Here is a 26,904-nt window from a genome sequence, read left to right as displayed (position 1 = left end):
TATTAACTATTGTCTTTATAGTAAACACGTCAAGCCAGTCAGAACGAAATTTTTGCGAAATCAGTATCAATAAGGGAGAGGACGAATGGAACGTTGCGGTTGGGTTAGCCAGGATCAGCTTTATATCGACTATCACGATCGGGAATGGGGCATACCGGAGACGGATGGCAAAAAACTCTTTGAGATGATCTGCCTGGAGGGCCAGCAGGCAGGATTATCATGGATTACGGTACTGAAGAAACGCGAAAACTACCGCAACGCCTTCCACCAGTTCGATCCCGTTGCCGTCGCCGCCATGACCGAAGATGACGTAGAACGGCTGGTGCAGGATGCCGGTATCATCCGCCATCGCGGTAAAATCCAGGCCATCATCGGCAACGCCCGCGCCTGGCTGGCGATGGAACAAAACGGCGAACCGTTCTCAGCGTTTGTCTGGTCGTTCGTGAATAACGATCCGCAAATCACGCAGGCCGCCACGCTGGCGGAGATCCCGGCGTCCACGCCTGCGTCGGACGCGCTCTCTAAAGCGCTGAAAAAACGCGGCTTTAAGTTTGTCGGCTCCACCATCTGCTACGCCTTTATGCAGGCCTGTGGACTGGTCAACGACCATGTCACCGGCTGCTTCTGTCATCCGGGGAGGCAACATGATCCGCAAATGGCAAAGTGAAAATGCCGATCCGCTCATGAGCCTGTGGCTTGAAAGCACCACCGAGGCGCACCCGTTTATTAGCGCGAGCTACTGGCAAGAGAATGAAGCCATGGTGCGGGAGGTCTACCTGCCCGCGGCAGAAACCTGGGTGTGGGAAGAAGAAGGCGCGCCGCGCGGGTTTATCAGCGTCATACAGTCGCAGTTTGTGGGGGCGCTGTTCGTTACGCCTGCGTATATCGGGCACGGTATTGGACGCGCGCTGCTGAACCATGTTCAACAGCGCTTCCCGCACTTAAGCCTGGAGGTGTATCAGAAAAACGTCCGGGCGGTGAATTTCTATCATGCTCAGGGCTTTCGCATCGAAGACAGCGCCTGGCAAGATGATACTCAGCACCCGACGTGGATCATGAGCTGGCAGGCGGATCAAACGCCGTTAAGGTAAGCTCGGGCCCCTCATATTTCTCGACCCAGGCCAGCGCCGTGTTCCCCGCGCAACCGTTCCCCAGCTTCGAGCTGGGGAGATCTTTGGTCAGCACGTTAACCGCCCCGTTTTTACAGATACCGCCTTCGGCGGGCTCAAGGTCGGGCCATGCCCCCTGGTGAATACAGATCACGCCCGGCTTAATCCCGTCGCTGACCACCGCTCCTGCCAGCACCTGTCCACGCGAGTTCCAGACGCGCACCACGTCGCCGTCTGCAATCCCGCGGGCTTTCGCGTCAAAAGTATTCAGCGTAATCGGCTCTCGCCCGGCAACCGCATACTGCTCACGCAGTGAGGTGTAGTTAAGCTGGCTGTGGAGACGATGCGCGGGATGGGCAGACAATATCTGGAGCTGTTCCGGCAGCGCATTGCCGTGCCACTCGTCCGGCTCCAGCCACGAAGGGTGTGGCGGACAATCAGCATAACCAAAGCTGGCGATGCGCTCGCTGTAGATCACAATCTTGCCGCTCTCCGTTTTCAGCGGATGGTTTTCCGGGTCCCGGCGGAAATCGGCGAAACGGACAAACCGGGCGTTTTGTTCGCTTTCCGGCATTTCGAGAATCTGGTTCGCCTCCCAGAACTCAGCAAATGGCGGAAGCGTCACGCCCTGCGCCGCACCGCGCTGCCCGGCGATCTGATAGAAACTCTCCAGCCACTGCAGGTCATTTTTCCCTTCAGTAAAGCGTTCGCGACCGCCCGCTTCCCACAGCTCGCTCAGTTCGGCAAATACGTCAAAATCATCACGCGCTTCATCACGCGGGGCCACAACGCGCTTCATCGGTACCATATGCTGGTTGCTGTAATCGCCGGTCATGGTGAGATCGTTACGTTCAAACGACGTGGTCGCCGGCAGCACGATATCGGCGTGTTTGGCCGAGGCGGTCCAGAAGCACTCGGAAATCACCACCAGCTCAGGCTTTTGCCAGGCGCGGATCAGGCGATTGGTATCCTGGTGGTGCGTAAAGTTCGCCCCGCCCGCCCACCAGACAAACTTAATGTCCGGGAAGTGGCGGTCCAGACCGTTGTGCTGATAAAAACCGCCCGGCTTTTCCAGGGCTTCAACGATCCGCGCCACCGGAATTTTATCCACGGCATCCACGCCGCCCTGCACCGAGCCTTGCAGGGACGCCAGCACCGCCGCTTTACGCGTTGGGTTACCGCCGTTCGCAAAATGATAGGAAAGACCAAAACCTCCCCCCGGCGTACCAATCTGTCCGAGCATTGCGGCAAGCGTCACCAGCATCCAGTGTTTCTGCTCGCCGAACTGCTGGCGCTGCATCCCCCAGCCGGACATTAACATCGTGGTGTTTTTATGGAACAACCCCGCCAGTTCGCGGATTTTAGCCGCAGGAATGCCACAAATCTCTGCGGCCCACTCTGCCGTTTTCACTACCCCATCGGACTGGCCCGTCAGGTAGTCGGCGAATTTGTCGAAGCCAGAGGTGCAGCGGGCGAGGAAATCGCGGTCGTGCCAGCCGTTCTCCAACAGCGTATGGGCGATGCCCAGCATCATCGCCACGTCGGTGCCCATATGCGGAGCAATCCACTCGGCGCTGTCGCCGAAGAAATCCATGGTTTCAGAGCGCATCGGATCAATGCAGATGATGTGCTTGCCGCTTTTGCGCAGCGCGTCGAAATACCCAATCCCCTGCTCGTCGCTGGCATTCCAGGCAATTTTCAGCGTATTCAGCGGATTGGCGCTCCACAGTACCACCACGTCGGTGTGCTCCAGCACCAGCGGCCAGCTGGTCTGCTGCTGGTACACTTCGTTCCCCCCCACGACATAGGGCATGATCGCCTGCGCCGCGCCGGTGGAGTAATCACCCAGATGACCGGTATAGCCTCCTGCCAGGCTCATGTAGCGCTGCAGCAGCGTCGAGGCCTTGTGCAGCACGCCGTTCGAACGCCAGCCGTAAGAACCGGCGAAAATGGATGACGGACCGTAGCTGTCGCGGATGCGCTTATGCTGGGCGTGGATCAGTGCCAGCGCGTCATCCCAGCTCACGCGAACAAACTCATCCTGACCACGGATCCCCTGCGGCTTGTCCGGCGAGGCCAGAAAACCTTTACGCACCATCGGCCAGCGCACGCGCGTTTTGCTGTGCACCTGATCGCGAACGACGGTCTGTAACGAGTTGGGATGTTGTGTTGGCAGTGCCCCACGGGACGACAGAACATTTTCGCCATCGGTTTCGACCAGCATCGGCCCCCAGTGGGCGGCGGTCAGAATGGTTTTTGTTGAGGTGCTCAAGCGTGCGCTCCTGGTTGCGTGCAGGTTTTACGGCCTTCTCGGTGAGGCCGTTTATGGTTTGTCACAAATTTCAGAGTTATACCCGGAATTTTCTCCGTATCTGGACGTCATAATCAACTGCCACGCTCGCCGTGGCAAAGAATAAAAAGGATTAAGGAAAGAAGATGAAAAAACGCGTACTCGTTATTGCCGCTCTGGTGAGCGGTGCACTGGCTGTTTCTGGCTGCACAACCAACCCTTACACCGGTGAGCGCGAAGCGGGTAAATCCGGCATCGGCGCGGGCATCGGCTCGCTGGTAGGCGCAGGCGTTGGGGCGCTCTCCTCCTCCAAGAAAGACCGCGGTAAAGGTGCGCTGATTGGCGCAGCGGCGGGCGCGGCTCTGGGCGGCGGCGTTGGTTATTACATGGACGTACAGGAAGCAAAACTGCGCGACAAAATGAAGGGAACCGGGGTGAGCGTCACCCGCAGCGGCGATAACATCATCCTGAACATGCCGAACAACGTCACCTTTGACAGCAGCAGCGCAACGCTGAAACCCGCGGGTGCGAACACCCTCACCGGCGTGGCAATGGTGCTGAAAGAGTACAACAAGACAGCCGTGAACGTGATTGGCTACACCGACAGCACCGGCAGCCAGGATCTGAACATGCGCCTGTCCCAGCAACGCGCCGATTCCGTGGCCAGCTCGCTGATTACCCAGGGCGTTGAAGCGAACCGCATCCGCACCAGCGGCATGGGCCCTGCCAACCCTATCGCCAGCAACAGCACGGCGGAAGGCAAAGCGCAGAACCGTCGTGTAGAGATTACGTTGAGTCCAATTCAGTAATCGCATTTCCCCCTCTCCCCGTGGGAGAGGGTCGGGGTGAGGGCATCAGACCGCACACCCCGGCATGAACCACTTGCCATCGTTGATTTTCCCGCTAAGGTATTCTCACTAAATTCAGGGAAATCAGCGATGAGCAAACCAGCCCGGGCCACCATCAGCGACGTGGCGAAAGCCGCCAAAACCGGTAAAACCAGCATTTCGCGCTACCTTAACGGCGAGAAACACCTGCTGTCCGATGCGCTGCTGGCGCGTATTGAACAGGCCATTGCCGATCTCGACTACCGTCCCAGCCTTATGGCACGCGGGCTCAAACGCGGCCGCACCCGTCTGATTGGCCTTATCATCGCCGATATCACCAACCCCTACTCCGTCAACGTCCTCAGCGGTATCGAGGCCGCCTGTCGCGAGAAGGGTTTCACGCCGCTGGTCTGTAATACCAATAATGAAGTCGACCAGGAGCTGCACTATCTCGATCTGCTGCGCAGCTATCAGGTCGAAGGAATTGTGGTTAACGCGGTAGGCATGCGTGAAGAGGGCCTGAACCGCCTGCAGCAATCCTCCCTGCCCATGGTCCTTATCGATCGTAAAATCCCGGAATTCGCCTGCGATGTGGTTGGGCTGGATAACACCCAGGCAGCCACAACCGCTACCGAGCACCTGATCGAACAGGGCTTCGAGGCGATTCTGTTCCTGAGCGAACCGCTGGGCATGGTAAATACCCGACGCGATCGCCTGGCGGCATTTCGCGCCACGCTTGCACGTTATCCCGGCGTCATCGCCGAAAATGCCGAAACGCCGCTTCACGAAGCCGACCAGCTCGACAATACCCTGCGCCAGTTCCACACCCGACATCGCGGGATGCGCAAAGCCGTTATCTCCGCCAACGGGGCGCTGACGCTGCAGGTCGCCCGCTCCCTCAAGCGCATTGGCCTGCACTGGGGCAGCGACATCGGTCTGCTGGGCTTTGATGAGCTGGAGTGGGCGGAGCTGGCAGGCGTTGGTATCACGACCCTCAAACAGCCCACCTGGCAGATTGGCTATGCCGCTGTAGAACAAGTGGTTCGTCGTATTGAAGGCACCAGCGATGCCGTACGCGAACAGGTCTTCTCCGGCGAGCTGATCGTTCGCGGCTCCACCGCCCGTTAATTTCCCCTTGTGATAGCGATCATAAATTCGACATCCTGACCTTTTCTTTGGAACCGGTTCCATCTAGCGTAATAGTATTGATATGTTGCGATGGAGTCCGAAGATGGGCAGGAAAATTATGGTGGTCACCGCCGCGTACGGCGCGGAACAGGTGCGACAGGCTGGCGGTCAGCGGGCGATGCTTCCCGTTATTGCAGGCGCAGGGGCAGACGGCGTGGAGATCCGCCGGGAACTGTTCAGCAGCGAAGAGCTGCTGGCGCTGCCTGCGCTGGGCGAATCCATTGAGCTGCTCGGCCTGCTGGCGTGCTACTCCGCCCCCGCAGCCCTGTTTATGCCCGACGGCACCCTCAACCCGGACCTGACCCGCTACCTCTCTGAGGCCAGCACCCTTAACGCCCTGTGGCTGAAGGTTTCCCTGGGCCATTTCCGCGACGCGCAGCCTCTCGACGCCCTGAGTAGCCTGCTGAACGCCAGCGGTATGGCGCTTGTCGTGGAGAACGATCAGACCGACTGCGGTCAGCTCGCGCCGATGCAGCGCTTCCAGGCCGCCTGTCGGGAAATGGCGTTGCCCGTCACGCTGACCTTCGACATGGGCAACTGGCTGTGGGTGGGCGATTCGCCTGAGGAGGCCGCGCGTCGCCTGGCCCCTGCGGTGAGCTATATCCACGTTAAAGCCGCCGTGCCGCATAAAGATAACTTCCGCGCCGTGGCGCCGGACCACGCCGATGCGCGCTGGCTGGATCTGCTCGGCCAGCTGCCTGCCGATGCCCCGCGCGGTATCGAGTTCCCGCTGGAAGGGACGGATTTAACCGCCGTTACCCGCCATTACGTCAATCTGCTGCGCGAGGAGTAAACCATGCACAAGACGCTGGATGTCATCACGATCGGCGAAGCCATGGCGATGTTTGTCGCCACTGAGACGGGCGAACTGAGCGCGGTAGAGCACTTTATCAAGCGCGTGGCGGGCGCAGAGCTGAACGTCGCGACCGGACTGGCGCGTCTCGGCCTGAACGTCGGCTGGGTCAGCCGCGTGGGGGACGACAGCTTTGGCCATTTCGTCCTCGACTCGCTGAAAAAAGAGGGTATTGATGCCGCAGGTGTCACCCTTGATGGACGCTTCCCTACCGGCTTTCAGCTTAAATCTAAAGTCGAAAATGGAACCGATCCCATTGTGGAGTATTTCCGTAAAGGATCGGCGGCAAGCCACCTCTCTGTGGCGGATTACCACGCCGACTATTTCGCCTCCGCGCGCCACCTGCACCTGAGCGGTGTGGCGGCAGCGCTCTCTGCCAGCTCGTATGAACTGCTGGATCATGCTGCAACGGCCATGAAGTCGCAGGGCAAAACGATCTCTTTCGATCCGAACCTGCGCCCGGTTCTGTGGAAAAGCGAAGCGGAAATGGTCGAGAAGCTCAACCGCCTGGCGTTCCGGGCGGACTGGGTGCTGCCGGGCCTGAAAGAAGGGATGATCCTGACGGGTGAAAATACGCCGGAAGGCATTGCCGATTTCTACCTCAATAAAGGCGTAAAAGCGGTAGTGCTGAAGACTGGTGCCGATGGCGCATGGTTTAAGACGGCCAACGGCGAACAGGGCGCGGTCGCGGCGGTGAAGGTTGAGAACGTTGTCGACACCGTCGGCGCGGGCGACGGTTTTGCCGTGGGCGTGATTAGCGCCCTGCTGGAAGGCAAAACGCTGCAGCAGGCCGTCGCGCGGGGCAACAAGATTGGCTCGCTGGCCATTCAGGTGCAGGGCGACAGCGAAGGATTACCAACGCGAGCAGAGCTCGGCGTTTAAATTCCCTCTCCCCGTGGGAGAGGGTCAGGGTGAGGGCAGCAAGCCGCACCAAATAATTAAGCCACCGTGTACCCTACAGACAACGGCGGTAACAACCTCAACAACAGAGGCAAGCCTATGAACAGTTCGACCAATGCAGTAAAACGCTGGTGGTACATCATGCCAATCGTGTTTATCACGTACAGCCTGGCGTACCTTGACCGTGCCAACTTCAGCTTCGCGTCCGCGGCGGGGATCACAGAGGACCTTGGCATCACCAAAGGTATCTCCTCCCTGCTGGGTGCCCTTTTCTTCCTGGGCTACTTCTTCTTCCAGATCCCCGGTGCGATTTATGCGGAACGCCGCAGCGTGCGCAAGCTGATCTTCGTCTGCCTGATCCTGTGGGGCGCCTGCGCGTCACTGACCGGCGTGGTGAACAATATTCCTGCCCTGGCCGCCATTCGCTTTATCCTCGGCGTCGTTGAGGCGGCGGTCATGCCGGCGATGCTGATCTACATCAGCAACTGGTTTACCAAATCCGAACGCTCGCGCGCGAATACCTTCCTGATCCTCGGCAACCCGGTCACGGTACTGTGGATGTCGGTGGTGTCTGGCTACCTGATCCAGTCCTTCGGCTGGCGCGAGATGTTTATCATCGAAGGGGTACCCGCGATTATCTGGGCATTCTGCTGGTGGGTGCTGGTAAAAGATAAGCCTGCACAGGCAAAGTGGCTTTCCGAAGATGAAAAAGCCGCACTGCAGGCGCAGCTGGATAAAGAACAGCAGGGGCTGAAGGCGGTACGTAACTACGGCGAAGCCTTCCGCTCCCGCAACGTTATCCTGCTCTGCGCGCAGTATTTTACCTGGAGTATCGGCGTGTACGGCTTTGTGCTGTGGCTGCCGTCGATTATCCGCAGCGGCGGTGAAAACCTCGGCATGGTTGAGGTGGGCTGGCTCTCTTCCGTACCGTATCTCGCCGCGACCATCGCCATGATCGTCGCATCATGGGCATCGGACAAGCTGCAGAACCGTAAGCTGTTTGTCTGGCCGCTGCTGCTGATCGCTGCCTTTGCGTTCATTGGCTCATGGGCCGTCGGCGCGAATCACTTCTGGGCCTCTTACGCCCTGCTGGTCATTGCCGGTGCCGCCATGTACGCCCCGTACGGTCCGTTCTTTGCCATCATCCCGGAAATGCTGCCGCGTAACGTCGCGGGCGGTGCAATGGCATTGATTAACAGTATGGGTGCGCTGGGGTCGTTCTGCGGCTCCTGGTTTGTGGGCTACCTGAACGGTGCCACCGGCAGCCCGTCTGCATCGTACATCTTTATGGGGGTAGCGCTTTTCGCCTCCGTGTGGCTTACTCTGATTGTTAAGCCTGCTAATAATCAACAGCACCCCGTCGGTGCACGCCACGCCTGAATCCTTAAAAATCAACGGAGATTAGCATGAAGCCGTCCGTCATTTTGTATAAAGCACTGCCGGAAGATCTGCAGAAACGCCTGGAAGAACACTTCACCGTTACGCAGGTGAAAAACCTGAGCCCGGAGACCGTGGCGCAGCACGCCGACGCGTTCGCAAGCGCCGAAGGCCTGCTGGGTTCAAGCGAAAAAGTGGATATCGCCCTGCTGGAGAAAATGCCGAAGCTTCGTGCTACCTCTACCGTTTCAGTAGGTTATGATAACTTCGACGTGGATGCCCTGAACACCCGTAAAATCCTGCTGATGCACACGCCGCATGCCCTGACGGAAACCGTGGCCGACACGCTGATGGCGCTGGTACTCAGCACGGCCCGTCGCGTGGTGGAAGTGGCCGAGCGAGTGAAAGTCGGCGAATGGACAAAAAGCATTGGGCCGGACTGGTTCGGCGTGGATGTGCACGGCAAAACGCTGGGCATCGTGGGCATGGGGCGTATCGGGCTGGCGCTGGCGCAGCGCGCGCATTTCGGCTTCAACATGCCGATTCTGTATAACGCGCGTCGCCATCACAGCGAAGCTGAAGAACGCTTTAACGCGCGTTACTGTCAGCTGGATACGCTGCTGCAGGAAGCCGACTTTGTCTGCCTGATCCTGCCGCTGACGGATGAAACGCGCCATCTGATCGGCAAATCCGCGTTTGAAAAAATGAAGAAGTCCGCCATCTTCATCAACGCGGGTCGCGGCCCGGTGGTGGATGAGAAGGCGCTGATTGAGGCGCTGCAAAACGGCGAGATCCACGCCGCGGGTCTGGACGTGTTTGAGCAGGAGCCGCTTCCGGTGGATTCCCCGCTGCTGAGCATGCCAAACGTCGTTGCCCTGCCACACATCGGCTCAGCCACCCATGAGACGCGCTACAATATGGCGGCGACGGCAGTAGACAACCTGATTGCCGCGCTTGCTGGAAAAGTGGATAAGAACTGCGTTAACCCTCAGATCCAACAGTAGAAACGAAAAAACCCGCCAGAAGGCGGGTTTTTGAATTTTGTGCTACTGGGTTGGAAGCTTACAGGCTTACAACGTTACCAGCTGCTGGGCCTTTAGCGCCGCTTTCGATGGTGAAGGAAACTTTCTGACCTTCGTCCAGAGATTTGTAGCCATCGTTCTGGATAGCAGAGAAGTGTACGAACACGTCTTTAGAACCATCGTCAGGAGTGATGAAGCCGAAACCTTTATCAGCGTTGAACCATTTAACCAGACCAGTCATTTTAGCAGACATAGAAATTACCTTATTAACAAATATATTGTGCCTTCCGGCTTGATGGATTGCGTTACAGATTTTTAAGCGATGAAGGAAGGGTCACTACGAAGGGTATCTATGGATAACAATCTGGACTGCTTTACTAAACTGCTTTAGGTCTGTGTAACAAACCGACGCAGACAGTTATACCGATGTGGTAGAGGAATGACAAGCGTTATTTTCTGAATGCCGAAAAAAAACCCCGCCTGAAGCGGGGTTTTTCAGTTTATTCTGTGGCAGCAACTGCTGCGCCCCACGCCTGGCTAAAGGCCTGGTGCTGGGCGGCCAGCGGCCCAATCAGCGTATTGTACTGACTTGCCTGCTGCGAGGTCGGGAACTGAATGCCGTTGGCAACAAAGCTCACCTGCGTACCCTGCTGGGAGATAAAATCTCCGACCTGAACCAGCTGCTGAGTGAAGACTTGCGCGGCCGGGATCAGCGGTTGTATCGCTTCAGACGGTTTCGTCACCACTTTCTCATACACTTTATCGAAGACCGGTTTGAGGTCCTCGCCCTGCTTCAGCGCAGAACGTGACGCGTCAGCCTGCATTTTCGCATTCTGCAGCTGCTGGCTCAGCACGCCGAGCGCGCCGTTGGACTGGCGCAGCGGCTCGCGCTGAGTCATATAATCCTGGGGAACACGGATGGCGTTCACGCTATCCACTACCGGGCGGATACCGGAGTCCATCGCCTGGCTCACCTGCTGTGAATACCCATAAAGAATGGCGTAATCGGACACAAAGGGGCCAAACTGTTTTTTCTGATCCGCAGTCAGCGTCGGCAACCGCTCGCCGCTGCGCATCACTGTATTCTGCAGAAAATCGATAAACGCTTTGCGCTGATCGCCTTCTTTATCAAAACACCCACTCAGGCTAACAACCATCAACAACGCCGCAATAGGCGCAAACCAGCGAGAGCAGGACTTTCCTGTCGCCATTTTATTACTCCTTTCACCCAAAAAAGCGCACACCGGCACACGCGTGCCCGACGCTGACAAGGATAGTCCAGGTCAGCCTTGCAAGATACTCTTTTCATGTAAAACGGCTATTGCCGATTTATTTCTTACTATTTACAAAAAAATACCTGGCGAAGCCGACATATGGTTAATCAGGTAATTAGCATAACTATCCATATAGCTGAATCGGATAAAGCGATCGTTACCGCACGATTAATCACAGCCGTTACGATCCTGGGTTTGTATTAGGGACTATTCTTAATTGGCTCTCTGATGTTCTTGATCACGATGTGAGATTTAAGAGGAGTTCTCAATGGAATATAAAGATCCTGAGTTTGAGCTGCTGAGCAGTCTGGAACAGATCGTTTTTAAAGATGTACCGCAGACCATTACCCTGCAACAAAAATCCAATCCCTTTACAGAATATGAGCAATTGCGCAAAGGGACAGGACTGAAAACGGAAGAATTCGCCAGAGCGATGGGTGTCAGCGTGGCTATGGTGCTGGAGTGGGAGTCAAAACGAGAGAAACCCACCCCAACCGAGTTAAGGCTGATGCGCCTGATTCAGGCCAACCCTGCACTCAGCAAACAGATAGCGTAGTGAAGATTGAATGCCCCCGCCTCTGCGGGGGCTTGTGTTTAAAGGCTCTCGAAACGCCAGCCCGTCTCCTCCCACACCATCTCATGCGTCAACGTTAACCCTTTTAAAAACGCATCATCGTGTGACACCACCAGCAGCGCGCCGGGGAAACACGCCAGTGCCGCTTCAATGGCCTGCACCGAGGCCAGATCCAGATGGTTGGTCGGTTCATCCAGCAGCAGGAGCTGCGTGGCCTCCGCGCGCCATAGCACGCAGGCCAGCGCAGCCTTCAGACGCTCGCCGCCGCTCAGTTCCGCCAGCGGAAGCGAAACTTTATTGGCCCCCAGCTGAAGCTGGGCTAAACGGGTTCGTAACATGCCCTCTTCCAGAGGCGTATTGCCCAGGTTGAGGTGCGTCATGACCGACTGCGAGAGATCGAGCCGGGAAAGATGCTGATCGAGATAAGCGCAGCTGACCGACACCTTACAGGTTCCTGAACGCGGGCGAATGTCGCCGAGGATTGTTTTCAACAGCGTCGATTTCCCGCAGCCGTTCGGCCCTTTTAGCGCCACGCGCATCGGTCCATCCATCCGCCAGTTGAGTGGTGGTAAAGACACATGCGGCAGCACCAGATCCTCCAGCACCAGCACCTGTTTGCCTTCCGGGATCTGGCTCCCCGGCAGGGTGAACATCACCGGGCTATCTTCTTCAACCCGCTCACGCGCCTTGTTTACCGCGGCGTTCAGGGCTTCATTTTGCTCGCTATGCTGCTTTTTCCATGAGCCGATCCGCTCCTTCGCCGCGCCTTTGTATTTGACCCGTTCAAACGACGCGATATTCAGGGTATCGACGGTGCGCAATGTTTTTGCTGAACGCCGCTGGCTGTCGTCATGCTCTTTTTGCATGCGTGCGCGGGTGCGTTTGCGCTCCGTGGCAGCATGCTCCAGCGCCGCTCGGGCCGCCTGCTGTTCGGCATCGCGCTGGGTTTGATAATCCGCATAATTCCCGCCGTAGCTGCGCAGGCCGCCGCTGCTCAGCTCAAGGATACGCGGCACCTTCGCCAGCAGTTCGCGGTCATGGGAGGCCACCAGCACACCGCCCTGATAACGGGCAAGCTGGTCGTAGAACCACGCCCTGCCTTGTCGATCGAGATGGTTTGTGGGTTCGTCCAGCAGCAGATAATCCGCTTCAACAGTAAATGCACCGCACAGCAGCGCGCGAATGCGCTCGCCGCCGCTGAGCTCACCGGCTGGCCTATCAGGATCAAACGGCGGAAGTTTCGCCCGGGCAAACGCCTCGCCCAGACGTTCAGCTAAATCCCACAATCCATCAAGCGTTTCCAGATCGTCAGGCTGGTAATCACCGCTGTCGATGCGTGCTCGCGCCGCGAAGATAGCCTCGTACCCGAGCAGTTCAGCCAGCGTCGTGTGCGGCAAAATGTCCTGCTGCTGAGCCACATAAACATGTGTTCCGGTACGTTCGACATGCCCGCTTGCAGGCTCATCAAGCCCCGCCAGCAGACGCAGCAGACGCGTTTTCCCGCTGCCGTTGCGGCCAACCAGCGCGCACAGGGAGGATTCCAGAGAAAGATTCAGCGGACCAAAAAGGGTATCGCCCGTCGGAAACTGACAGGTGACCTGATGCAAAATAAAAGAAGGGGACTGCGCAAAATGAGCCATAAGCACTCCTGAATGAAATCAAAACATCCCCTGCCGACGCGGTGGCGTTTAGCAAGGATCGAAATTCATCAGTCGTGTTTGTTCATTTTTGGGGGGCGCTCCAGAGCGAGAAATTTAACGGAGATAAGGATAGCGGTAATGGGCTGACCATTTCAAGGTTAAATTTTGGGCGACTTATACTCCCTCTCCCTTTGGGCTGAGGGATCCCCACCAAATATTGCCTGCACTGACGGCCCCCTCTCCCTTGAGGGAGAGGGCTGGGGTGAGGGGGAGCATACGGCTGTGGAGGTTGTTCCTTGCTACTCTGTAACGTCTGGATCCTGTTCCGGACGCTTTAAAAGCCAGCCTGACCGTGAAGGAACTCCCGTCACGCGTTCCGGCTTTCGAACCCGAATAAGATCAGCTGGGGTGCTACTGTCAGGAGCTTACGCAGATGCTGATGAACGGCTCACTGCCGCGACAATCTGAAATCGTGATGGAAGATTTGCTGTGCGAACTGGTAAGCTACTTTGCCGATACGCTGAAGGCACCGCGCTGGCTGCAGACAGACGAAGGCACAATCGCGATCGGCTAAACCTGCCGGATGACGCTGCGCTTATCCGGCCTACAAAAGCCCCATAAAAAAACCCGCCGAAGCGGGTTTTTAGCATTTGTAACAACGGGCACATTACTGCAGCAGCGAAATATCCGCTACGCGCAGGAACAGCTCGCGCAGTTTCTCGAGCATAGAGAGACGGTTAATACGCAGCTCTTTATCTTCTACGTTCACCATCACTTTCTCGAAGAAGGCGTCGATAACGTCACGCAGCTCGGCCAGCTCCACCAGCGCTTCCTGGTAGCGACCTTCCGCGAAGTACGGCTCGAGCTTGTCGCGCAGCACCACAACCTGCATCGCCAGAGCGATCTCTTCCGGCTCTTTCAGGGTTGCGGCGTTCACGCGCTCGTTCAGCGTCTCGTCGGATTTCGCCAGAATGTTGGATACACGCTTGTTGGCCGCGGCCAGGGCAGATGCCGCTTCCAGGGTACGGAAGTGGGAAACCGCCTTCATACGCGCATCGAAATCAGCCGGACGGGTCGGACGACGCGCCAGCACCGCCTGAATGGTGTCAACGGAGTAACCTTCGTCCTGATACCAGGCGCGGAAACGGCCGAGCATAAAGTCGATCACGTCATCCACAACGTTCGCGTTGGTCAACTTGTCGCCGTACAGACGCACCGCTTCTTCGGTCAGGGTCTGCAGATCGAGGTTCAGGTTCTTCTCAACGATGATACGCAGTACGCCCAGCGCAGCACGACGCAGCGCAAACGGGTCTTTGTCGCCTTTCGGATGCTGGCCGATACCGAAGATACCCGCCAGGGTGTCCATCTTATCGGCAATCGCTACGGCGCAGGCCACCGGGTTGGACGGCAGATCGTCACCCGCAAAGCGCGGCTGATACTGCTCGTTCAGGGCCACGGCCACGTCTTCCGCTTCGCCATCGTGACGCGCATAGTGCATGCCCATCACGCCCTGGGTGTCGGTAAATTCGAACACCATGTTGGTCATCAGGTCGCACTTGGAGAGCAGGCCCGCACGCGTCGCGTGGTTAACGTCGGCACCAATTTCACGAGCAATCCAGCCGGACAGCTCCGCGATACGGTCGGTCTTGTCGCGCAGCGTACCCAGCTGCTGCTGGAACAGCACGGTCTGCAGGCGCGGCAGGTTATCTTCCAGACGCTTTTTACGGTCGGTATTGAAGAAGAACTCGGCATCCGCCAGACGCGGGCGCACCACTTTTTCGTTACCGGAGATAATCTGGCTCGGATCTTTCGATTCGATGTTCGCCACGAAAATGAAGTTTGGCAGCAGCTTGCCGTCGTTGGCATAGACCGGGAAGTACTTCTGGTCACCCTTCATGGTGTACACCAGCGCTTCAGCCGGAACGGCGAGGAATTTCTCTTCGAACTTCGCGGTCAACACAACCGGCCATTCAACCAGAGAGGTGACTTCTTCCAGCAGGCTGTCGCTCAGGTCGGCATTACCGCCAATCTTGCGCGCCGCTTCTTCCGCGTCCGCCTTAATTTTGGCTTTACGCTGTTCGTAGTCGGCAATGACCTTACCGCGCTCCAGCAGGATTTGCGGGTACTGGTCGGCATTGTCGATGGTGAACTCAGGCTCGCCCATAAAGCGGTGGCCGCGGATCACGCGATCGGACGCCACGCCCAGAATGGTGGCCGGAATAACGGTATCGCCCAGCAGCAGGGTCACGGTGTGAACCGGACGCACGAAGTGAACGTCAGACGCGCCCCAGCGCATCAGCTTAGGAATCGGCAGCTTAGCCAGCGAGGTTGCGATCATGTTCGGCAGCAGCGCTTCCGCGCTTTCGCCTTTCACGTGCGCACGATACAGCAGCCACTCGCCTTTATCGGTGGTCAGACGCTCGGCCTGATCAACGGTGATGCCGCAGCCGCGCGCCCAGCCCTCAGCCGCTTTGCTCGGCTTGCCTTCCGCGTCGAACGCCTGGGCAATCGCCGGGCCACGTTTTTCGACTTCACGATCCGGCTGAGAGGCCGCCAGATTTGCCACTTTCAGCGCCAGACGGCGCGGTGCAGCAAACCACTCAATTTTACCGTGCGCCAGGCCAGCGTTATCCAGCTCGGCAGTCACGTTCGCAGCAAAAGATTCAGCCAGGCTGCGCAGGGCTTTTGGTGGCAGCTCTTCGGTGCCGATTTCCACCAGGAAAGTTTTCTCAGACATGGCCGCCTCTTATTTGTTTCGGTTGCACATCGGGAAGCCAAGGGCTTCACGGGACGCATAGTAAGCTTCTGCAACGGCTTTGGTCAGGGTACGAATACGCAGAATGTAGCGCTGACGTTCAGTCACGGAGATCGCTTTGCGGGCGTCCAGCAGGTTGAAGCTGTGGGCGGCCTTCAGAATACGCTCGTAGGCAGGCAGCGGCAGCGGAGTCTCCAGCGCCAGCAACTGCTGCGCTTCTTTCTCGTACTGCTCGAAGCAGGTGAACAGGAAATCTACGTCCGCGTATTCGAAGTTATAGGTGGATTGCTCCACTTCGTTCTGATGGAACACGTCGCCGTAGGTGGTTTTACCCAGCGGGCCGTCGCTCCAGACCAGGTCGTAAACGCTGTCTACGCCCTGAATGTACATGGCCAGACGTTCCAGACCGTAGGTGATTTCACCGGTGATTGGCTTACATTCCAGCCCGCCAACCTGCTGGAAATAAGTGAACTGGGTCACTTCCATGCCATTCAGCCACACTTCCCAACCGAGACCCCAGGCACCCAGCGTTGGGTTTTCCCAGTTGTCTTCCACGAAACGGATGTCGTGGATGGTTGGATCCATACCCAGCTCTTTCAGCGACCCGAGGTACAGTTCCTGAATGTTGTCGGGTGATGGCTTAATCACCACCTGGAACTGATAGTAATGCTGCAGACGGTTCGGGTTTTCACCGTAACGACCATCGGTCGGACGACGGGAAGGCTGCACATACGCGGTCGCCATTGGCTCTGGCCCCAATGCGCGCAGGCTGGTCATCGGGTGTGAAGTGCCGGCGCCGACTTCCATGTCCAAAGGTTGAACAATGGTACAGCCCTGACGAGCCCAGTAATCCTGTAAGGTCAGGATCAGGCCCTGGAAGGTCTTGGTATCAAACTTTTGCATAGTATTTCGTGCTGGATACGTGTGGTTTTAAATGGAAGGGACCAGTATACCCGCTGGCTGCAAGATATACAGTACGAAACGGGGTTGTTTAGGGAAAATTGGGAAATAAGCCTTCCGGCCAGAACGCTGGCGGCGTCTGGCTGTTGATTATGCGAGCAGGCTAGCGCATGGAGAGATGTAAAAACTGACCGTCCGCATCAAACGAGCAGACAAAGCCCTCTTTACGCGCAGTATACCCTCTAAGCTCATAGCTGCCCTGAAAGCGCTCAAACCCGATGACGTTAATTTTCTGAACGTCCGAGTTATAGCGCCGGGCGGCCTGGTCTTTACAGAGCGCTTCCATATTCAGTGAACGCTCCGGGCTTATTTTACCCTGCTGCGCTTTTTGCACGGGTACTTCCTGTGGCGCACTGCATCCTGCCAGCATAAATAGCAGAAAGAGTGATACCACACGCTTCATCATCATTTTTATTACCGTCCTGGTCAGCGGCTGTTATTTTTAGTATCAACACTTTTATAGATTAAGGTCTGCCATTCTGCGAATCTCGCGGTCTCCCGGCAAGCCTGCACATAAAACTCAGAATTTTCCAAACGAAGACTTTTGGACAATGGTAGTCACACTCAATTTACAGGGAATACGAGGAACTGATGCCGTCAAAAATTAACTGGATTGATAACCTGCGAGGAATAGCGTGTCTGATGGTGGTCATGATCCACACGACGACCTGGTACGTCACGAATGCCCACAGCATCAGCCCCGTTAACTGGGATATTGCCAATATCCTCAACTCCGCGTCGCGCGTCAGCGTGCCGCTGTTTTTTATGATTTCCGGCTTTCTCTTTTTTGGCGAACGCAGCGCGCAGCCGAGGCACTTCATCCGCATCGCGGCCTGCCTGGGCTTCTACAGCGCCGTTGCCCTGCTTTATATCACCCTGTTCACCTCTATTAACGCCGGGTTATCCCTCAAATATTTGCTGCAAAAACCGGTGTTCTACCACCTGTGGTTCTTCTTCGCCATCATCGTTATCTATCTGGTCTCTCCGCTCATTCAGGTGAAAAACGTCAGCGGGAAAATGCTCCTGGCCCTGATGGTGGTGATCGGCATCGTCGCCAACCCGAATACGGTCTCGCAGAAAATCGACGGTTTCGAATGGTTGCCGGTGAACCTTTATATCAACGGCGATACCTTCTACTACGTGCTTTACGGCATGCTGGGGCGCGCCATCGGGATGATGGACACGCAAAAACGCGGTCTGAACTGGCTATGCGGGGCGCTGTTTATCGCCGGCGTGGCGGTGATTTCACGCGGGACGCTGCATGAGCTTCAGTGGCGCGGCAATTTTGCCGATACCTGGTATCTCTATTGCGGGCCGATGGTCTTTATCTGTGCCGTATCGCTGCTTACGCTCGTCAAAAACACCCTGAATGCGCGTCCCCTGCCCGTGCTGAGTCTTATCTCTCGCCACTCTCTCGGGATTTACGGTTTTCACGCGCTGGTGATCCACGCGCTGCGCACGAGAGGCGTTGAGCTAAAAAGCTGGCCGGTGCTGGATATCGTCTGGATTTTTGCCGCCACGCTGGCGATCAGCCTGCTGCTGTCGATGCTGCTGCAAAAAATAGATGCTCGCCGCTTCGTCAGTTAATGCTCCGCTGCCGGGCGCGATGGTACTGGCGCGGGGAGGAAAACCCTGCCGCCAGTGAAGCCTGCTCCACGCCGCGTCCCTGCATCAGCCACTGCTCCGCCACCGCCAGACGCAGCTGCTCAAGATAATCGCGAACGCTAATCCCTAAATGTGACTGGAAAAGCCGGGTGAGATGGCGTGGGCTGACGTGCGCCAGTGCGGCGATATCAGGCAAGCTCCACGTTTTTTGCGGCTCGGCGGTGAGCGCATCCTGCGCCCGATGGATCGCCGGGTGAAGATGATTGCGGTAGCGTAGCCACGGAGATAGCTGAGGGTCGTCACCGGAACGGCGGAACCAGACCACCATCTCACGCGCCACGGCCAGCGCCTTTTCGGGGCCGCACAGGTGGTTGATCGTGTGCAGCGCCAGATCGATGCCCGAGGTGATCCCCGCGCTGGTCCAGATATTTTCATCCTGCACAAATATCCGGTTTTCTTTAATCGTCGCCGTAGGGGCCGCGGTGCGTAAACGGCTAATAACGTCATGGTGGGTTGTGCACTGCCGGTTATTCAGCAGGCCCGATTTCGCCGCCAGCAACGCTCCTGAACAGACGCACATCACGGTGATTTCCTGGCGCTGGATCTGCGGCTGCCGGCGCATCAGCCAGTGCTGAATCTGCTGCGCCTGCGGGGTTGAGAACTGAAAGCGGGAGTCGCTCACCCCCGGCAGGACCAGCAAGCTGCCCGGAGACAGGCTTTCCGGCAACGGCTGGATGCCGCTCATCGTCAGACCTATCGACGTCGGAACCTCCTGCTGCGGGCCAATGTAATGCAGACGAAACGCGTCGCCTGCCAGCACAAAGGTTTCTGCCGGGCCGGTCATGTCTAATGACAGCACTCCGGGCAACATCACGAACCAGACGTCGATGGGCATTACAGTGACTCCAGCGTCTCCGCTACCGTTTTAATTTCGGCAAAACGCCCGGACAGTACCGTTTCGGTACGGTGGTGAATTTCCGCTGCGCTAAGGGTAATGCCCTTGTAGGTCATGGGAAACGTCAGCGTTGCTTCGCTCACAAAGGTCACAGCATACCCCAGATCGGATGCCACCCGGGCGGTGGTTTCACAGCATTGTTCAGTGCGAATGCCGCAGATAATCACACTGTTGATATCACGCTCGCGCAGCCAGCGGTCAAGCCCGGTATCCGTGAAGGCATTATGGACGTGTTTCTGGAAAACCACATCCGGCTGATGACGCAAAAAGGCCATCGGTTTGACATAGCCGCTTTCCAGGGTAAAGGGACCGTCTTCATCAATGTGAAAAATATCAACGACCGGAATATTGCGCGCCTGGCAGCCTTCAATCAGCCCCAGCATCGCCTGCTGAAAGGCAGGAATTTCGTCCTCCTGCCAGTAATTGCGCTGATGGAAGGACTGCTGAGTATCAATGTTGATTAATGCGATGCGTGACATGATAAATCTCCTTGCCAGTGGGTGTAACACCATACTGGCAAGGAATGGAAGGCACGCACAGACCAAAAAAGGACATCCTCGTGCCTCTTCCGGACAAGCGTATTTAAGACATAAGCGGCAGCAGCTGCTGATAGATTTTGCGGAATACGTCGCGCCTTTCCGTGTACCGCGCATAGCGTACAGCGTCCGGGAAATGCGCCTGCTCAAGCGTAAGCTGCGGCAACAGCTGTGAAAGCGGTTTTTCCGGGTTCATGGCGATCTGCGCCAGTCGTGCAGCACCCAGCGCGGGGCCGACATCCCCTCCGGTGCGGAAATCCAGCTGCAACCCGCTGATATCCGCCAGCATCTGTCGCCAGTAAGGGCTTCGCGCTCCGCCGCCAATCAGGGTGACGCTCGTCGGCTTCAGGCCGCAGTCGTGCACCACGTCCATCCCGTCCGCCAGTGCATACCCCACACCTTCCAGAACCGCACGCGCCAGCTCTGCCGGGCCATGTTGATGGGTTAAGCCAAAGAACACCCCTTTCGCTTCCGGGTTGTTGTGCGGCGTACGCTCGCCGGAAAGATACGGTAAAAACCAGACCGTACCCGCCGCGTCATCCGCCTGCTGCGCCGCGGAGATGAGCGCCGGAACGTCGGCCATGCCGGTGATTTTTGCGGCCCAGTCCAGGCAAGACGCCGCACTGAGCATCACCGACATCAAATGCCATTTTCCAGGCAGGGCGTGGCAGAAGCTGTGTACGGCGCTTTCAGGGTTGCTGCGATACCCGTCGCTAACGGCAAAATAGACGCCGGAGGTTCCCAGCGAAAGCATCGCCTGCCCCGCCTCAACCATCCCGACACCGACAGCCCCCGCCGCGTTATCGCCGCCTCCGGCCACCACCGGTACAGCAGGCATGTTCCAGCGTTCGGCAACGTTCGGCAGCAGCGTGCCCGTCATCTCGCTACCTTCGAACAGCGCGGGCATGTGTTCGCGGGTCAGATTACAGGCATCCAGCATCGCCTCGCTCCAGTCGCGTTTCGCCACGTCGAGCCACATCGTGCCGGCGGCATCGGACATGTCGCTGGCGAAATCGCCCGTCATGCGAAAACGCAGATAGTCTTTTGGCAGCAGAACTTTCGCCACCTGACGGAAAATCTCCGGCTCGTGGCGCTGAACCCATAAGAGTTTTGGTGCGGTGAAGCCCGGCATCATCAGGTTGCCGGTAATTTCACGGGAGGCAGGTACGCGCTCCTCAAGAAGCGCACACTCTTCTGCGCAGCGGCCGTCGTTCCAGAGGATCGCAGGACGCAGCACGCGATGCTCGCTATCCAATAAGGTTGCACCGTGCATTTGCCCGGCCATTCCCAGCGCTTTCACGTCACGCAGAGAATGTTGCTCGCCTAACGCGGTAATTGCGCGATCCGTCGCCTGCCACCACTGTTCCGGGTCCTGCTCCGACCACAGCGGATGCGGGCGTGAAACCTGCAGCTTTTCAGTCTGCGTTGCTAACACCTCGCCCTGCTCGCTTAACAGGATGGCTTTCACACCCGATGTGCCCAGATCGATCCCGATATACATTGCGGTGACTCCTTTGACAGAAATGCCCGGTGGCGCTTCCGCTTACCGGGCCTGGATGCTGTTATTTATCGAACAGGTAGTGATTAACCAGATTTTCCAGCAGCTCCTGGTGCCCGCTCTGGTGCTGCGGCGCCAGCTGATGTTGTTCAGCGTACTTCGCGATTTCCGCAAGCGATAACTGACCTTTCAAAATTTGCTGGCCCAGCTCACTGTTCCAGCCGCTGTAGCGCTTCGCCACGCGTTTATCCAGCTCACCGTCTTCAATCATACGCGCCGCCACTTTCAGCGCCAGCGCCATGGTGTCCATCGCGCCAATGTGGCCGTAGAACAGATCGTATTTGTCGGTGCTCTGGCGACGCACCTTGGCATCAAAGTTCAGGCCGCCGGTGGTGAAGCCGCCCGCTTTGATGATTTCGTACATCACCAGCGCATTCTCTTCCACGCTGTTCGGGAACTGGTCGGTGTCCCAGCCCAGCTGTGGATCGCCACGGTTCGCATCGACAGAGCCGAAGATGCCCAGCGCAATCGCAGACGCGATTTCGTGATGGAAAGAGTGGCCCGCCAGCGTGGCGTGGTTGGCCTCAATGTTCACTTTAATCTCTTTTTCCAGACCGAACTGTTTCAGGAAGCCATACACCGTCGCCACGTCGTAGTCATACTGGTGCTTCGTCGGTTCCTGCGGCTTCGGCTCGATCAGCAGCGTGCCGCGGAAGCCGATTTTGTGCTTATGGTCGACAACCATCTGCATAAAGCGGCCAATCTGCTCGCGCTCCTGGCGCAGGTCGGTGTTGAGCAGGGTTTCATAGCCTTCACGACCGCCCCACAGGACATAGTTTTCGCCGCCCAGCTGATGCGTGGCGTTCATTGCCGTCACCACCTGCGTGGCCGCCCAGCTAAACACTTCCGGATCCGGGTTGGTTGCCGCACCCGCGCCGTAGCGTGGGTTGGTGAAGCAGTTTGCCGTGCCCCAGAGCAGCTTTACGCCGCTTTGCTGCTGTTTTGCCGCCAGCACATCCACCATCTGCGCAAAATTGTTCAGGTACTCTTTCAGCGACGCCCCTTCCGGCGACACGTCAACATCATGGAAGCAGTAGTACGGCACGTTCAGCTTGTGGAAGAACTCAAACGCCACATCGGCTTTGCGTTTCGCCAGCTCGATGGCCTCACCCGGCTGCTGCCACGGACGGTCAAAGGAACCGACGCCGAACATATCGGCGCCGTTCCAGCAGAAGGTATGCCAGTAACAGGCGGCAAAGCGCAAATGATCTTCCATGCGCTTACCCAGCACCAGCTCATCCGGGTTGTAGTGACGAAATGCTAAAGGATTGGTCGTTTTTGGGCCTTCGTAACGAACGCGATCGAGTTGGTCGAAATAAGCTTGCATATTGAGCTCCATAATCAGGGTATGCGGCGAGTCGTTGATACAGGAGTAATAGTGAATAGACATTTTGGGTTGCTCAATTACGTTATTTCACACTGCTATTGAGAGAATGCACAACTGTGCGCTGGCTCGCAAAATAATGCGCAGACAAACTATTTTTCGGCGCGCATTGCAGAATCAAATGTAATTAAGGCGTTACGAATTTTAAAATCCGATCGCGGTCATAAATTCAGAAATAAACCAAATATCGTAATGAGAAGATAAAAATCTGTAATTGCCAGCCCGCCTTTCCGCGTTAAAAATTTGCTGCGACCCAGCAGTGAATGTTTCTTTTATCTCAGCAACACATACCCCTACAAAAAGGCCTAATAATTATGAAGATAAAGAACCTGACCTTAACGCTCTGCACTACGCTCCTCCTTGCAAGCTTTGCAGGGCATGCCAAGGAGGTCAAAATTGGCATGGCGATTGACGACCTGCGTCTGGAGCGCTGGCAAAAAGATCGCGATATTTTTGTGAAAAAAGCGGAATCACTCGGTGCGAATGTGTTTGTACAGTCGGCTAACGGCAATGAAGAAACGCAAATGTCGCAGATCGAGAATATGATCAACCGGGGAGTCGATGTTCTGGTCATTATCCCTTACAACGGCCAGGTATTAAGTAATGTGGTGAAAGAAGCGAAGCAGGAAGGGATAAAAGTTCTCGCTTATGACCGCATGATTAATAATGCCGATATTGATTATTATATTTCCTTCGACAATGAAAAAGTGGGCGAATTACAGGCGCAAAGCCTGATCGACAAAGTGCCTCAGGGCAATTATTTCCTGATGGGCGGTTCGCCGGTGGATAACAACGCCAAACTGTTCCGCGAAGGGCAAATGAAGGTCCTTAAGCCGTACATCGACAACGGAAAAATTAAGGTGGTTGGCGATCAGTGGGCCGACGGATGGTTGCCAGAAAATGCCCTGAAGATTATGGAAAACGCGCTGACGGCCAATAACAACAAAATTGACGCTGTTGTGGCCTCCAACGATGCCACCGCAGGTGGGGCTATTCAGGCCCTGAGCGCCCAGGGGCTGGCTGGTAAAGTTGCGATTTCTGGCCAGGATGCCGATCTGGCAGGCGTAAAACGCATTATCGCAGGTACCCAGACCATGACGGTCTACAAACCGATTACCGAGCTTGCCAATACGGCGGCAGAAATCGCCGTTGAGCTGGGCAACGGTAAGCAACCTAAAGCAGACGCGACGCTGAATAACGGCCTGAAAGACGTTCCGGCTCGCCTGCTCACGCCAATTGAAGTCAATAAAGAGAACATTGACGCCACCGTGATTAAAGACGGTTTCCACAAGAAGAGCGAACTGTAATCCGGCGCTGCCCCTGCCCTGCAGGGGCGCATCACGTTGTACTGTTCTTCCCTCGGGTTATGTGGAGCAGTTATGCCTTATTTACTTGAAATGAAAAGCATCACCAAGCGCTTCGGCGCGGTGAAAGCCGTCGACAACGTCAGTCTCCGGTTGAACCCCGGCGAAGTGGTTTCGCTGTGTGGCGAGAACGGTTCGGGCAAATCAACGCTGATGAAAGTGCTGTGCGGGATCTACCCGCACGGCAGTTATGAAGGCGAAATCGTCTTTGCCGGTGAAGTCATCCAGGCGACACACATTCGCGACACCGAACGTAAAGGCATTGCCATCATTCACCAGGAGCTGGCGCTGGTGAAGCATCTCACCGTGCTGGAGAACATCTTCCTCGGAGCCGAGATTTCCCGCCACGGCGTGCTGGATTACGACACCATGACGCTCCGCTGTGAAAAGCTGCTGGCGCAGGTGAGCCTCCACATTTCGCCGGATACCCGCGTGGGCGATCTGGGTCTGGGGCAACAGCAGCTGGTCGAAATTGCGAAGGCGCTGAATAAACAGGTCAGGCTGCTGATCCTCGATGAGCCAACGGCCTCGCTCACCGAGCAGGAAACCGCGGTTCTGCTCAATATCATCCGCGATCTGCAAAACCACGGCATCGCCTGTATCTACATTTCGCATAAGCTGAACGAGGTCAAAGCCATTTCGGACACCATCTGCGTGATCCGCGACGGACAACACATCGGCACGCGTGAAGCCGCAGGCATGAGCGAAGATGACATCATCACCATGATGGTGGGCCGCGAGCTGACGGCACTCTACCCGAATGAACCCCACACAACGGGCGATGAAATCCTGCGCGTGGAGAACCTCACCGCCTGGCACCCCGTCAACCGCCACATCAAGCGGGTAAATAACGTTTCGTTTTCCCTTCACAGCGGCGAAATTCTTGGGATTGCGGGCCTCGTCGGTGCCGGGCGCACCGAAGCCGTGCAGTGCCTGTTTGGCGTGTGGCCAGGACGCTGGGAGGGCACAATTTATATCGACGGCCAGCCGGTGAAAATCGACAGCTGCCAGCAGGCGATTGCCCGCGGCATTGCCATGGTGCCGGAAGACCGCAAAAAAGACGGCATAGTACCGGTCATGGCGGTGGGTAAAAACATTACGCTTGCGGCACTCGATCGGTTCTCCGGCGCGCTGAGCAGCCTGGATGATGCCGCCGAGCAGCAGTGCATCCTCCAGTCGCTTGCCCGGCTGAAGGTCAAAACCTCTTCGCCGGAACTGGCAATCGGCCGCCTGAGCGGGGGTAACCAGCAGAAGGCGATTCTGGCGCGCTGCCTGCTCCTCAATCCACGCATATTAATCCTTGATGAACCGACGCGCGGGATCGATATCGGTGCCAAATACGAAATCTACAAACTGATTAATCAGCTTGTACAGCAAGGGATTGCCGTCATCGTCATTTCGTCTGAGTTACCCGAAGTGCTCGGCCTGAGCGACCGCGTGCTGGTCATGCACGAGGGAAAACTGAAAGCCAACCTGATTAACCAGAATCTGACGCAGGAGCAGGTGATGGAAGCCGCTTTAAGGAGCGAACGTCATGTCGAAAAGCAATCCGTCTGATATCAAAGTCGCTGTTCCGACGCCCGGCGCGTTCGCTGGGCTAAAAGCGCTGAACCTGCAGGTTTTCGTGATGATCGCGGCGATTATCGTCATCATGCTGTTCTTTACCTGGATGACGGATGGCTCGTACTTGAGCGCGCGAAACGTCTCCAACCTGCTCCGCCAGACCGCCATCACAGGCATCCTGGCCGTGGGCATGGTGTTTGTGATCATCTCTGCGGAAATCGACCTGTCTGTCGGGTCAATGATGGGTCTTCTCGGCGGCGTGGCGGCGATTTTTGACGTCTGGCTTGGCTGGCCGCTGCCGCTGACAGTGGCGGTGACGCTGGTGCTGGGGCTGGTTTTAGGCGCCTGGAACGGCTGGTGGGTTGCTTACCGTAAGGTGCCATCGTTCATTGTCACCCTGGCGGGGATGCTGGCCTTTCGCGGGATCTTGATCGGTATTACCAACGGTACCACCGTCTCCCCGACCAGCGCAGCCATGTCGCAGATTGGTCAGAGTTACCTCTCCGATAGCATCGGCTTTACGATCGGCGTGGTGGGGCTGCTGGCGTTTGTCGCGTGGCAGTGGCGTGGACGCATGCGCCGTCAGGCGCTGGGGCTTGCATCGCCAGCGTCAACGTCGGTGGTGGGACGTCAGGCGTTGACGGCGGTCATTGTGCTGGGTGCCATCTGGCTTCTTAACGACTATCGCGGCGTTCCGACGCCGGTGCTGGTGCTGGCGCTTTTGCTGCTGGGCGGCATGTTTATGGCGACGCGTACCGCGTTTGGCCGCCGTATTTATGCCATCGGCGGCAACCTTGAAGCTGCCCGCCTCTCGGGTATTAACGTCGAACGTACCAAGCTGGCTGTTTTCGCCATTAACGGCCTCATGGTCGCTATCGCCGGGTTGATCCTCAGCTCGCGTCTGGGGGCCGGTTCTCCCTCCGCCGGCAACATCGCCGAGCTGGATGCTATCGCCGCCTGCGTCATCGGTGGCACCAGCCTCGCAGGCGGTATCGGGAGCGTGGCGGGCGCGGTCATGGGGGCATTTATCATGGCGTCGTTGGATAACGGGATGAGTATGATGGACGTCCCGACGTTTTGGCAGTATATCGTCAAGGGGGCCATTCTTTTACTGGCAGTCTGGATGGATTCTGCCACCAAGCGACGGGCCTGATAACCGTATAGTGACTT

At 57.0% G+C, this 26,904-nt stretch carries 25 protein-coding genes; 14 read left to right on the top strand and 11 right to left on the bottom strand.

Annotation, left to right across the window (positions count from 1 at the left end):
- Nucleotides 1–85: 85 nt before the first annotated feature.
- Together tag and V1603_RS03985 are read left to right on the top strand one after the other, a co-directional pair.
- Nucleotides 86–667 carry a DNA-3-methyladenine glycosylase I gene (gene tag, locus V1603_RS03990; protein ID WP_116343083.1) on the top strand — a complete coding sequence of 194 codons (582 nt, stop codon included), beginning with the start codon at nt 86–88 and terminating at the stop codon, nt 665–667.
- Nucleotides 645–1,091: an N-acetyltransferase gene (locus V1603_RS03985; RefSeq protein WP_116343081.1), complete on the top strand. Its 447-nt coding sequence runs from the start codon at nt 645–647 to the stop codon at nt 1,089–1,091. Before tag ends, V1603_RS03985 begins: the two co-directional genes overlap by 23 nt.
- Here the strand turns inward: V1603_RS03985 and V1603_RS03980 are convergent.
- Nucleotides 1,054–3,333, bottom strand: a complete 2,280-nt coding sequence (locus tag V1603_RS03980) for a molybdopterin guanine dinucleotide-containing S/N-oxide reductase (RefSeq protein WP_233003645.1) — start codon at nt 3,331–3,333, stop codon at nt 1,054–1,056. The two genes, V1603_RS03985 and V1603_RS03980, sit on opposite strands and share 38 nt — an antisense overlap.
- A gap of 212 nt (nt 3,334–3,545) precedes the next feature.
- Between V1603_RS03980 and V1603_RS03975 the strand changes: the two genes are divergently transcribed.
- The 6 genes from V1603_RS03975 (at nt 3,546) to ghrB (ending at nt 9,548) form a co-directional block, all read left to right on the top strand.
- Nucleotides 3,546–4,208 carry an OmpA family lipoprotein gene (locus V1603_RS03975; RefSeq protein WP_008502762.1) on the top strand — a complete coding sequence of 221 codons (663 nt, stop codon included), beginning with the start codon at nt 3,546–3,548 and terminating at the stop codon, nt 4,206–4,208.
- 129 nt (nt 4,209–4,337) lie between these two features.
- A complete protein-coding gene (locus tag V1603_RS03970; RefSeq protein ID WP_116343076.1) occupies nt 4,338–5,354 on the top strand; it encodes a LacI family DNA-binding transcriptional regulator in 1,017 nt (338 codons plus the stop codon).
- 103 nt (nt 5,355–5,457) lie between these two features.
- The gene (locus V1603_RS03965; protein WP_116343074.1) at nt 5,458–6,207 is read left to right on the top strand and encodes a sugar phosphate isomerase/epimerase; all 750 of its coding nucleotides are present in this window, start codon (nt 5,458–5,460) and stop codon (nt 6,205–6,207) included.
- Nucleotides 6,208–6,210: 3 nt separating this feature from the next.
- On the top strand, nt 6,211–7,149 hold the full coding sequence (locus V1603_RS03960; RefSeq protein WP_233003606.1) for a sugar kinase: 939 nt from the start codon (nt 6,211–6,213) through the stop codon (nt 7,147–7,149).
- A 117-nt stretch (nt 7,150–7,266) separates the two neighbouring features.
- Entirely contained in the window at nt 7,267–8,547 is a 1,281-nt protein-coding gene (locus tag V1603_RS03955) for an MFS transporter (RefSeq protein WP_116343070.1), read from the top strand.
- A 26-nt stretch (nt 8,548–8,573) separates the two neighbouring features.
- Nucleotides 8,574–9,548, top strand: a complete 975-nt coding sequence (ghrB, locus tag V1603_RS03950) for a glyoxylate/hydroxypyruvate reductase GhrB (RefSeq protein WP_166709726.1) — start codon at nt 8,574–8,576, stop codon at nt 9,546–9,548.
- Between the two features lie 58 nt (nt 9,549–9,606).
- On the opposite strand, the gene cspA is transcribed toward ghrB, so the two are convergent.
- Both cspA and V1603_RS03940 read right to left on the bottom strand, forming a co-directional pair.
- Nucleotides 9,607–9,819, bottom strand: a complete 213-nt coding sequence (gene cspA / locus V1603_RS03945; protein ID WP_003860775.1) for an RNA chaperone/antiterminator CspA — start codon at nt 9,817–9,819, stop codon at nt 9,607–9,609.
- Between the two features lie 247 nt (nt 9,820–10,066).
- Nucleotides 10,067–10,777 carry a DUF3053 domain-containing protein gene (locus V1603_RS03940; protein ID WP_045260020.1) on the bottom strand — a complete coding sequence of 237 codons (711 nt, stop codon included), beginning with the start codon at nt 10,775–10,777 and terminating at the stop codon, nt 10,067–10,069.
- A gap of 331 nt (nt 10,778–11,108) precedes the next feature.
- Here V1603_RS03940 and V1603_RS03935 point away from each other — a divergent pair, with 331 nt between their 5' ends.
- On the top strand, nt 11,109–11,396 hold the full coding sequence (locus V1603_RS03935; RefSeq protein WP_116343066.1) for an HTH-type transcriptional regulator: 288 nt from the start codon (nt 11,109–11,111) through the stop codon (nt 11,394–11,396).
- Between the two features lie 38 nt (nt 11,397–11,434).
- On the opposite strand, the gene V1603_RS03930 is transcribed toward V1603_RS03935, so the two are convergent.
- The gene (locus V1603_RS03930) at nt 11,435–13,054 is read right to left on the bottom strand and encodes an ABC-F family ATP-binding cassette domain-containing protein (RefSeq protein ID WP_395313527.1); all 1,620 of its coding nucleotides are present in this window, start codon (nt 13,052–13,054) and stop codon (nt 11,435–11,437) included.
- A gap of 433 nt (nt 13,055–13,487) precedes the next feature.
- On the opposite strand from V1603_RS03930, the gene V1603_RS03925 reads away from it, so the two are divergent.
- Nucleotides 13,488–13,628: a hypothetical protein gene (locus tag V1603_RS03925; RefSeq protein WP_233003609.1), complete on the top strand. Its 141-nt coding sequence runs from the start codon at nt 13,488–13,490 to the stop codon at nt 13,626–13,628.
- A gap of 93 nt (nt 13,629–13,721) precedes the next feature.
- On the opposite strand, the gene glyS is transcribed toward V1603_RS03925, so the two are convergent.
- The 3 genes from glyS to V1603_RS03910 all read right to left on the bottom strand — a co-directional run bounded on the left by glyS (nt 13,722) and on the right by V1603_RS03910 (nt 17,178).
- Complete coding sequence (gene glyS / locus V1603_RS03920; RefSeq protein ID WP_163330050.1) at nt 13,722–15,791, bottom strand: glycine--tRNA ligase subunit beta; 2,070 nt, start codon at nt 15,789–15,791, stop codon at nt 13,722–13,724.
- 9 nt (nt 15,792–15,800) lie between these two features.
- Nucleotides 15,801–16,712 carry a glycine--tRNA ligase subunit alpha gene (gene glyQ / locus V1603_RS03915; protein ID WP_003860141.1) on the bottom strand — a complete coding sequence of 304 codons (912 nt, stop codon included), beginning with the start codon at nt 16,710–16,712 and terminating at the stop codon, nt 15,801–15,803.
- A 160-nt stretch (nt 16,713–16,872) separates the two neighbouring features.
- A complete protein-coding gene (locus tag V1603_RS03910; RefSeq protein WP_192984078.1) occupies nt 16,873–17,178 on the bottom strand; it encodes a YsaB family lipoprotein in 306 nt (101 codons plus the stop codon).
- A gap of 182 nt (nt 17,179–17,360) precedes the next feature.
- Here V1603_RS03910 and V1603_RS03905 point away from each other — a divergent pair, with 182 nt between their 5' ends.
- Nucleotides 17,361–18,356 carry an acyltransferase gene (locus tag V1603_RS03905; protein WP_316380438.1) on the top strand — a complete coding sequence of 332 codons (996 nt, stop codon included), beginning with the start codon at nt 17,361–17,363 and terminating at the stop codon, nt 18,354–18,356.
- On the opposite strand, the gene V1603_RS03900 is transcribed toward V1603_RS03905, so the two are convergent.
- The 4 genes from V1603_RS03900 to xylA all read right to left on the bottom strand — a co-directional run bounded on the left by V1603_RS03900 (nt 18,349) and on the right by xylA (nt 22,750).
- Nucleotides 18,349–19,269 (bottom strand): GlxA family transcriptional regulator, encoded by a 921-nt coding sequence (locus V1603_RS03900; protein ID WP_233003611.1) that lies wholly within the window; start codon nt 19,267–19,269, stop codon nt 18,349–18,351. The two genes, V1603_RS03905 and V1603_RS03900, sit on opposite strands and share 8 nt — an antisense overlap.
- Nucleotides 19,269–19,808 (bottom strand): isochorismatase family protein, encoded by a 540-nt coding sequence (locus V1603_RS03895; RefSeq protein ID WP_233003612.1) that lies wholly within the window; start codon nt 19,806–19,808, stop codon nt 19,269–19,271. Before V1603_RS03895 ends, V1603_RS03900 begins: the two co-directional genes overlap by 1 nt.
- Nucleotides 19,809–19,911: 103 nt before the next feature.
- The gene (gene xylB / locus V1603_RS03890; RefSeq protein WP_395313526.1) at nt 19,912–21,366 is read right to left on the bottom strand and encodes a xylulokinase; all 1,455 of its coding nucleotides are present in this window, start codon (nt 21,364–21,366) and stop codon (nt 19,912–19,914) included.
- A gap of 61 nt (nt 21,367–21,427) precedes the next feature.
- The gene (gene xylA, locus V1603_RS03885; RefSeq protein WP_116343112.1) at nt 21,428–22,750 is read right to left on the bottom strand and encodes a xylose isomerase; all 1,323 of its coding nucleotides are present in this window, start codon (nt 22,748–22,750) and stop codon (nt 21,428–21,430) included.
- A 371-nt stretch (nt 22,751–23,121) separates the two neighbouring features.
- Here xylA and xylF point away from each other — a divergent pair, with 371 nt between their 5' ends.
- The 3 genes from xylF (at nt 23,122) to xylH (ending at nt 26,887) form a co-directional block, all read left to right on the top strand.
- A complete protein-coding gene (gene xylF / locus V1603_RS03880; RefSeq protein ID WP_008502746.1) occupies nt 23,122–24,114 on the top strand; it encodes a D-xylose ABC transporter substrate-binding protein in 993 nt (330 codons plus the stop codon).
- 72 nt (nt 24,115–24,186) lie between these two features.
- Nucleotides 24,187–25,728 carry a xylose ABC transporter ATP-binding protein gene (locus tag V1603_RS03875; RefSeq protein ID WP_302219346.1) on the top strand — a complete coding sequence of 514 codons (1,542 nt, stop codon included), beginning with the start codon at nt 24,187–24,189 and terminating at the stop codon, nt 25,726–25,728.
- The gene (xylH, locus tag V1603_RS03870) at nt 25,706–26,887 is read left to right on the top strand and encodes a xylose ABC transporter permease XylH (RefSeq protein ID WP_395313525.1); all 1,182 of its coding nucleotides are present in this window, start codon (nt 25,706–25,708) and stop codon (nt 26,885–26,887) included. The genes V1603_RS03875 and xylH overlap by 23 nt, the downstream gene beginning before the upstream one ends.
- Nucleotides 26,888–26,904 lie beyond the last annotated feature (17 nt).

The organism is Enterobacter sp. ECC-219, from assembly GCF_043966805.1.
Lineage (GTDB): Bacteria > Pseudomonadota > Gammaproteobacteria > Enterobacterales > Enterobacteriaceae > Enterobacter > Enterobacter cloacae_N.
The sequence above is the reverse complement of the archived record's forward strand: the minus strand, read 5'-3'. Positions and strand labels throughout refer to the sequence as shown.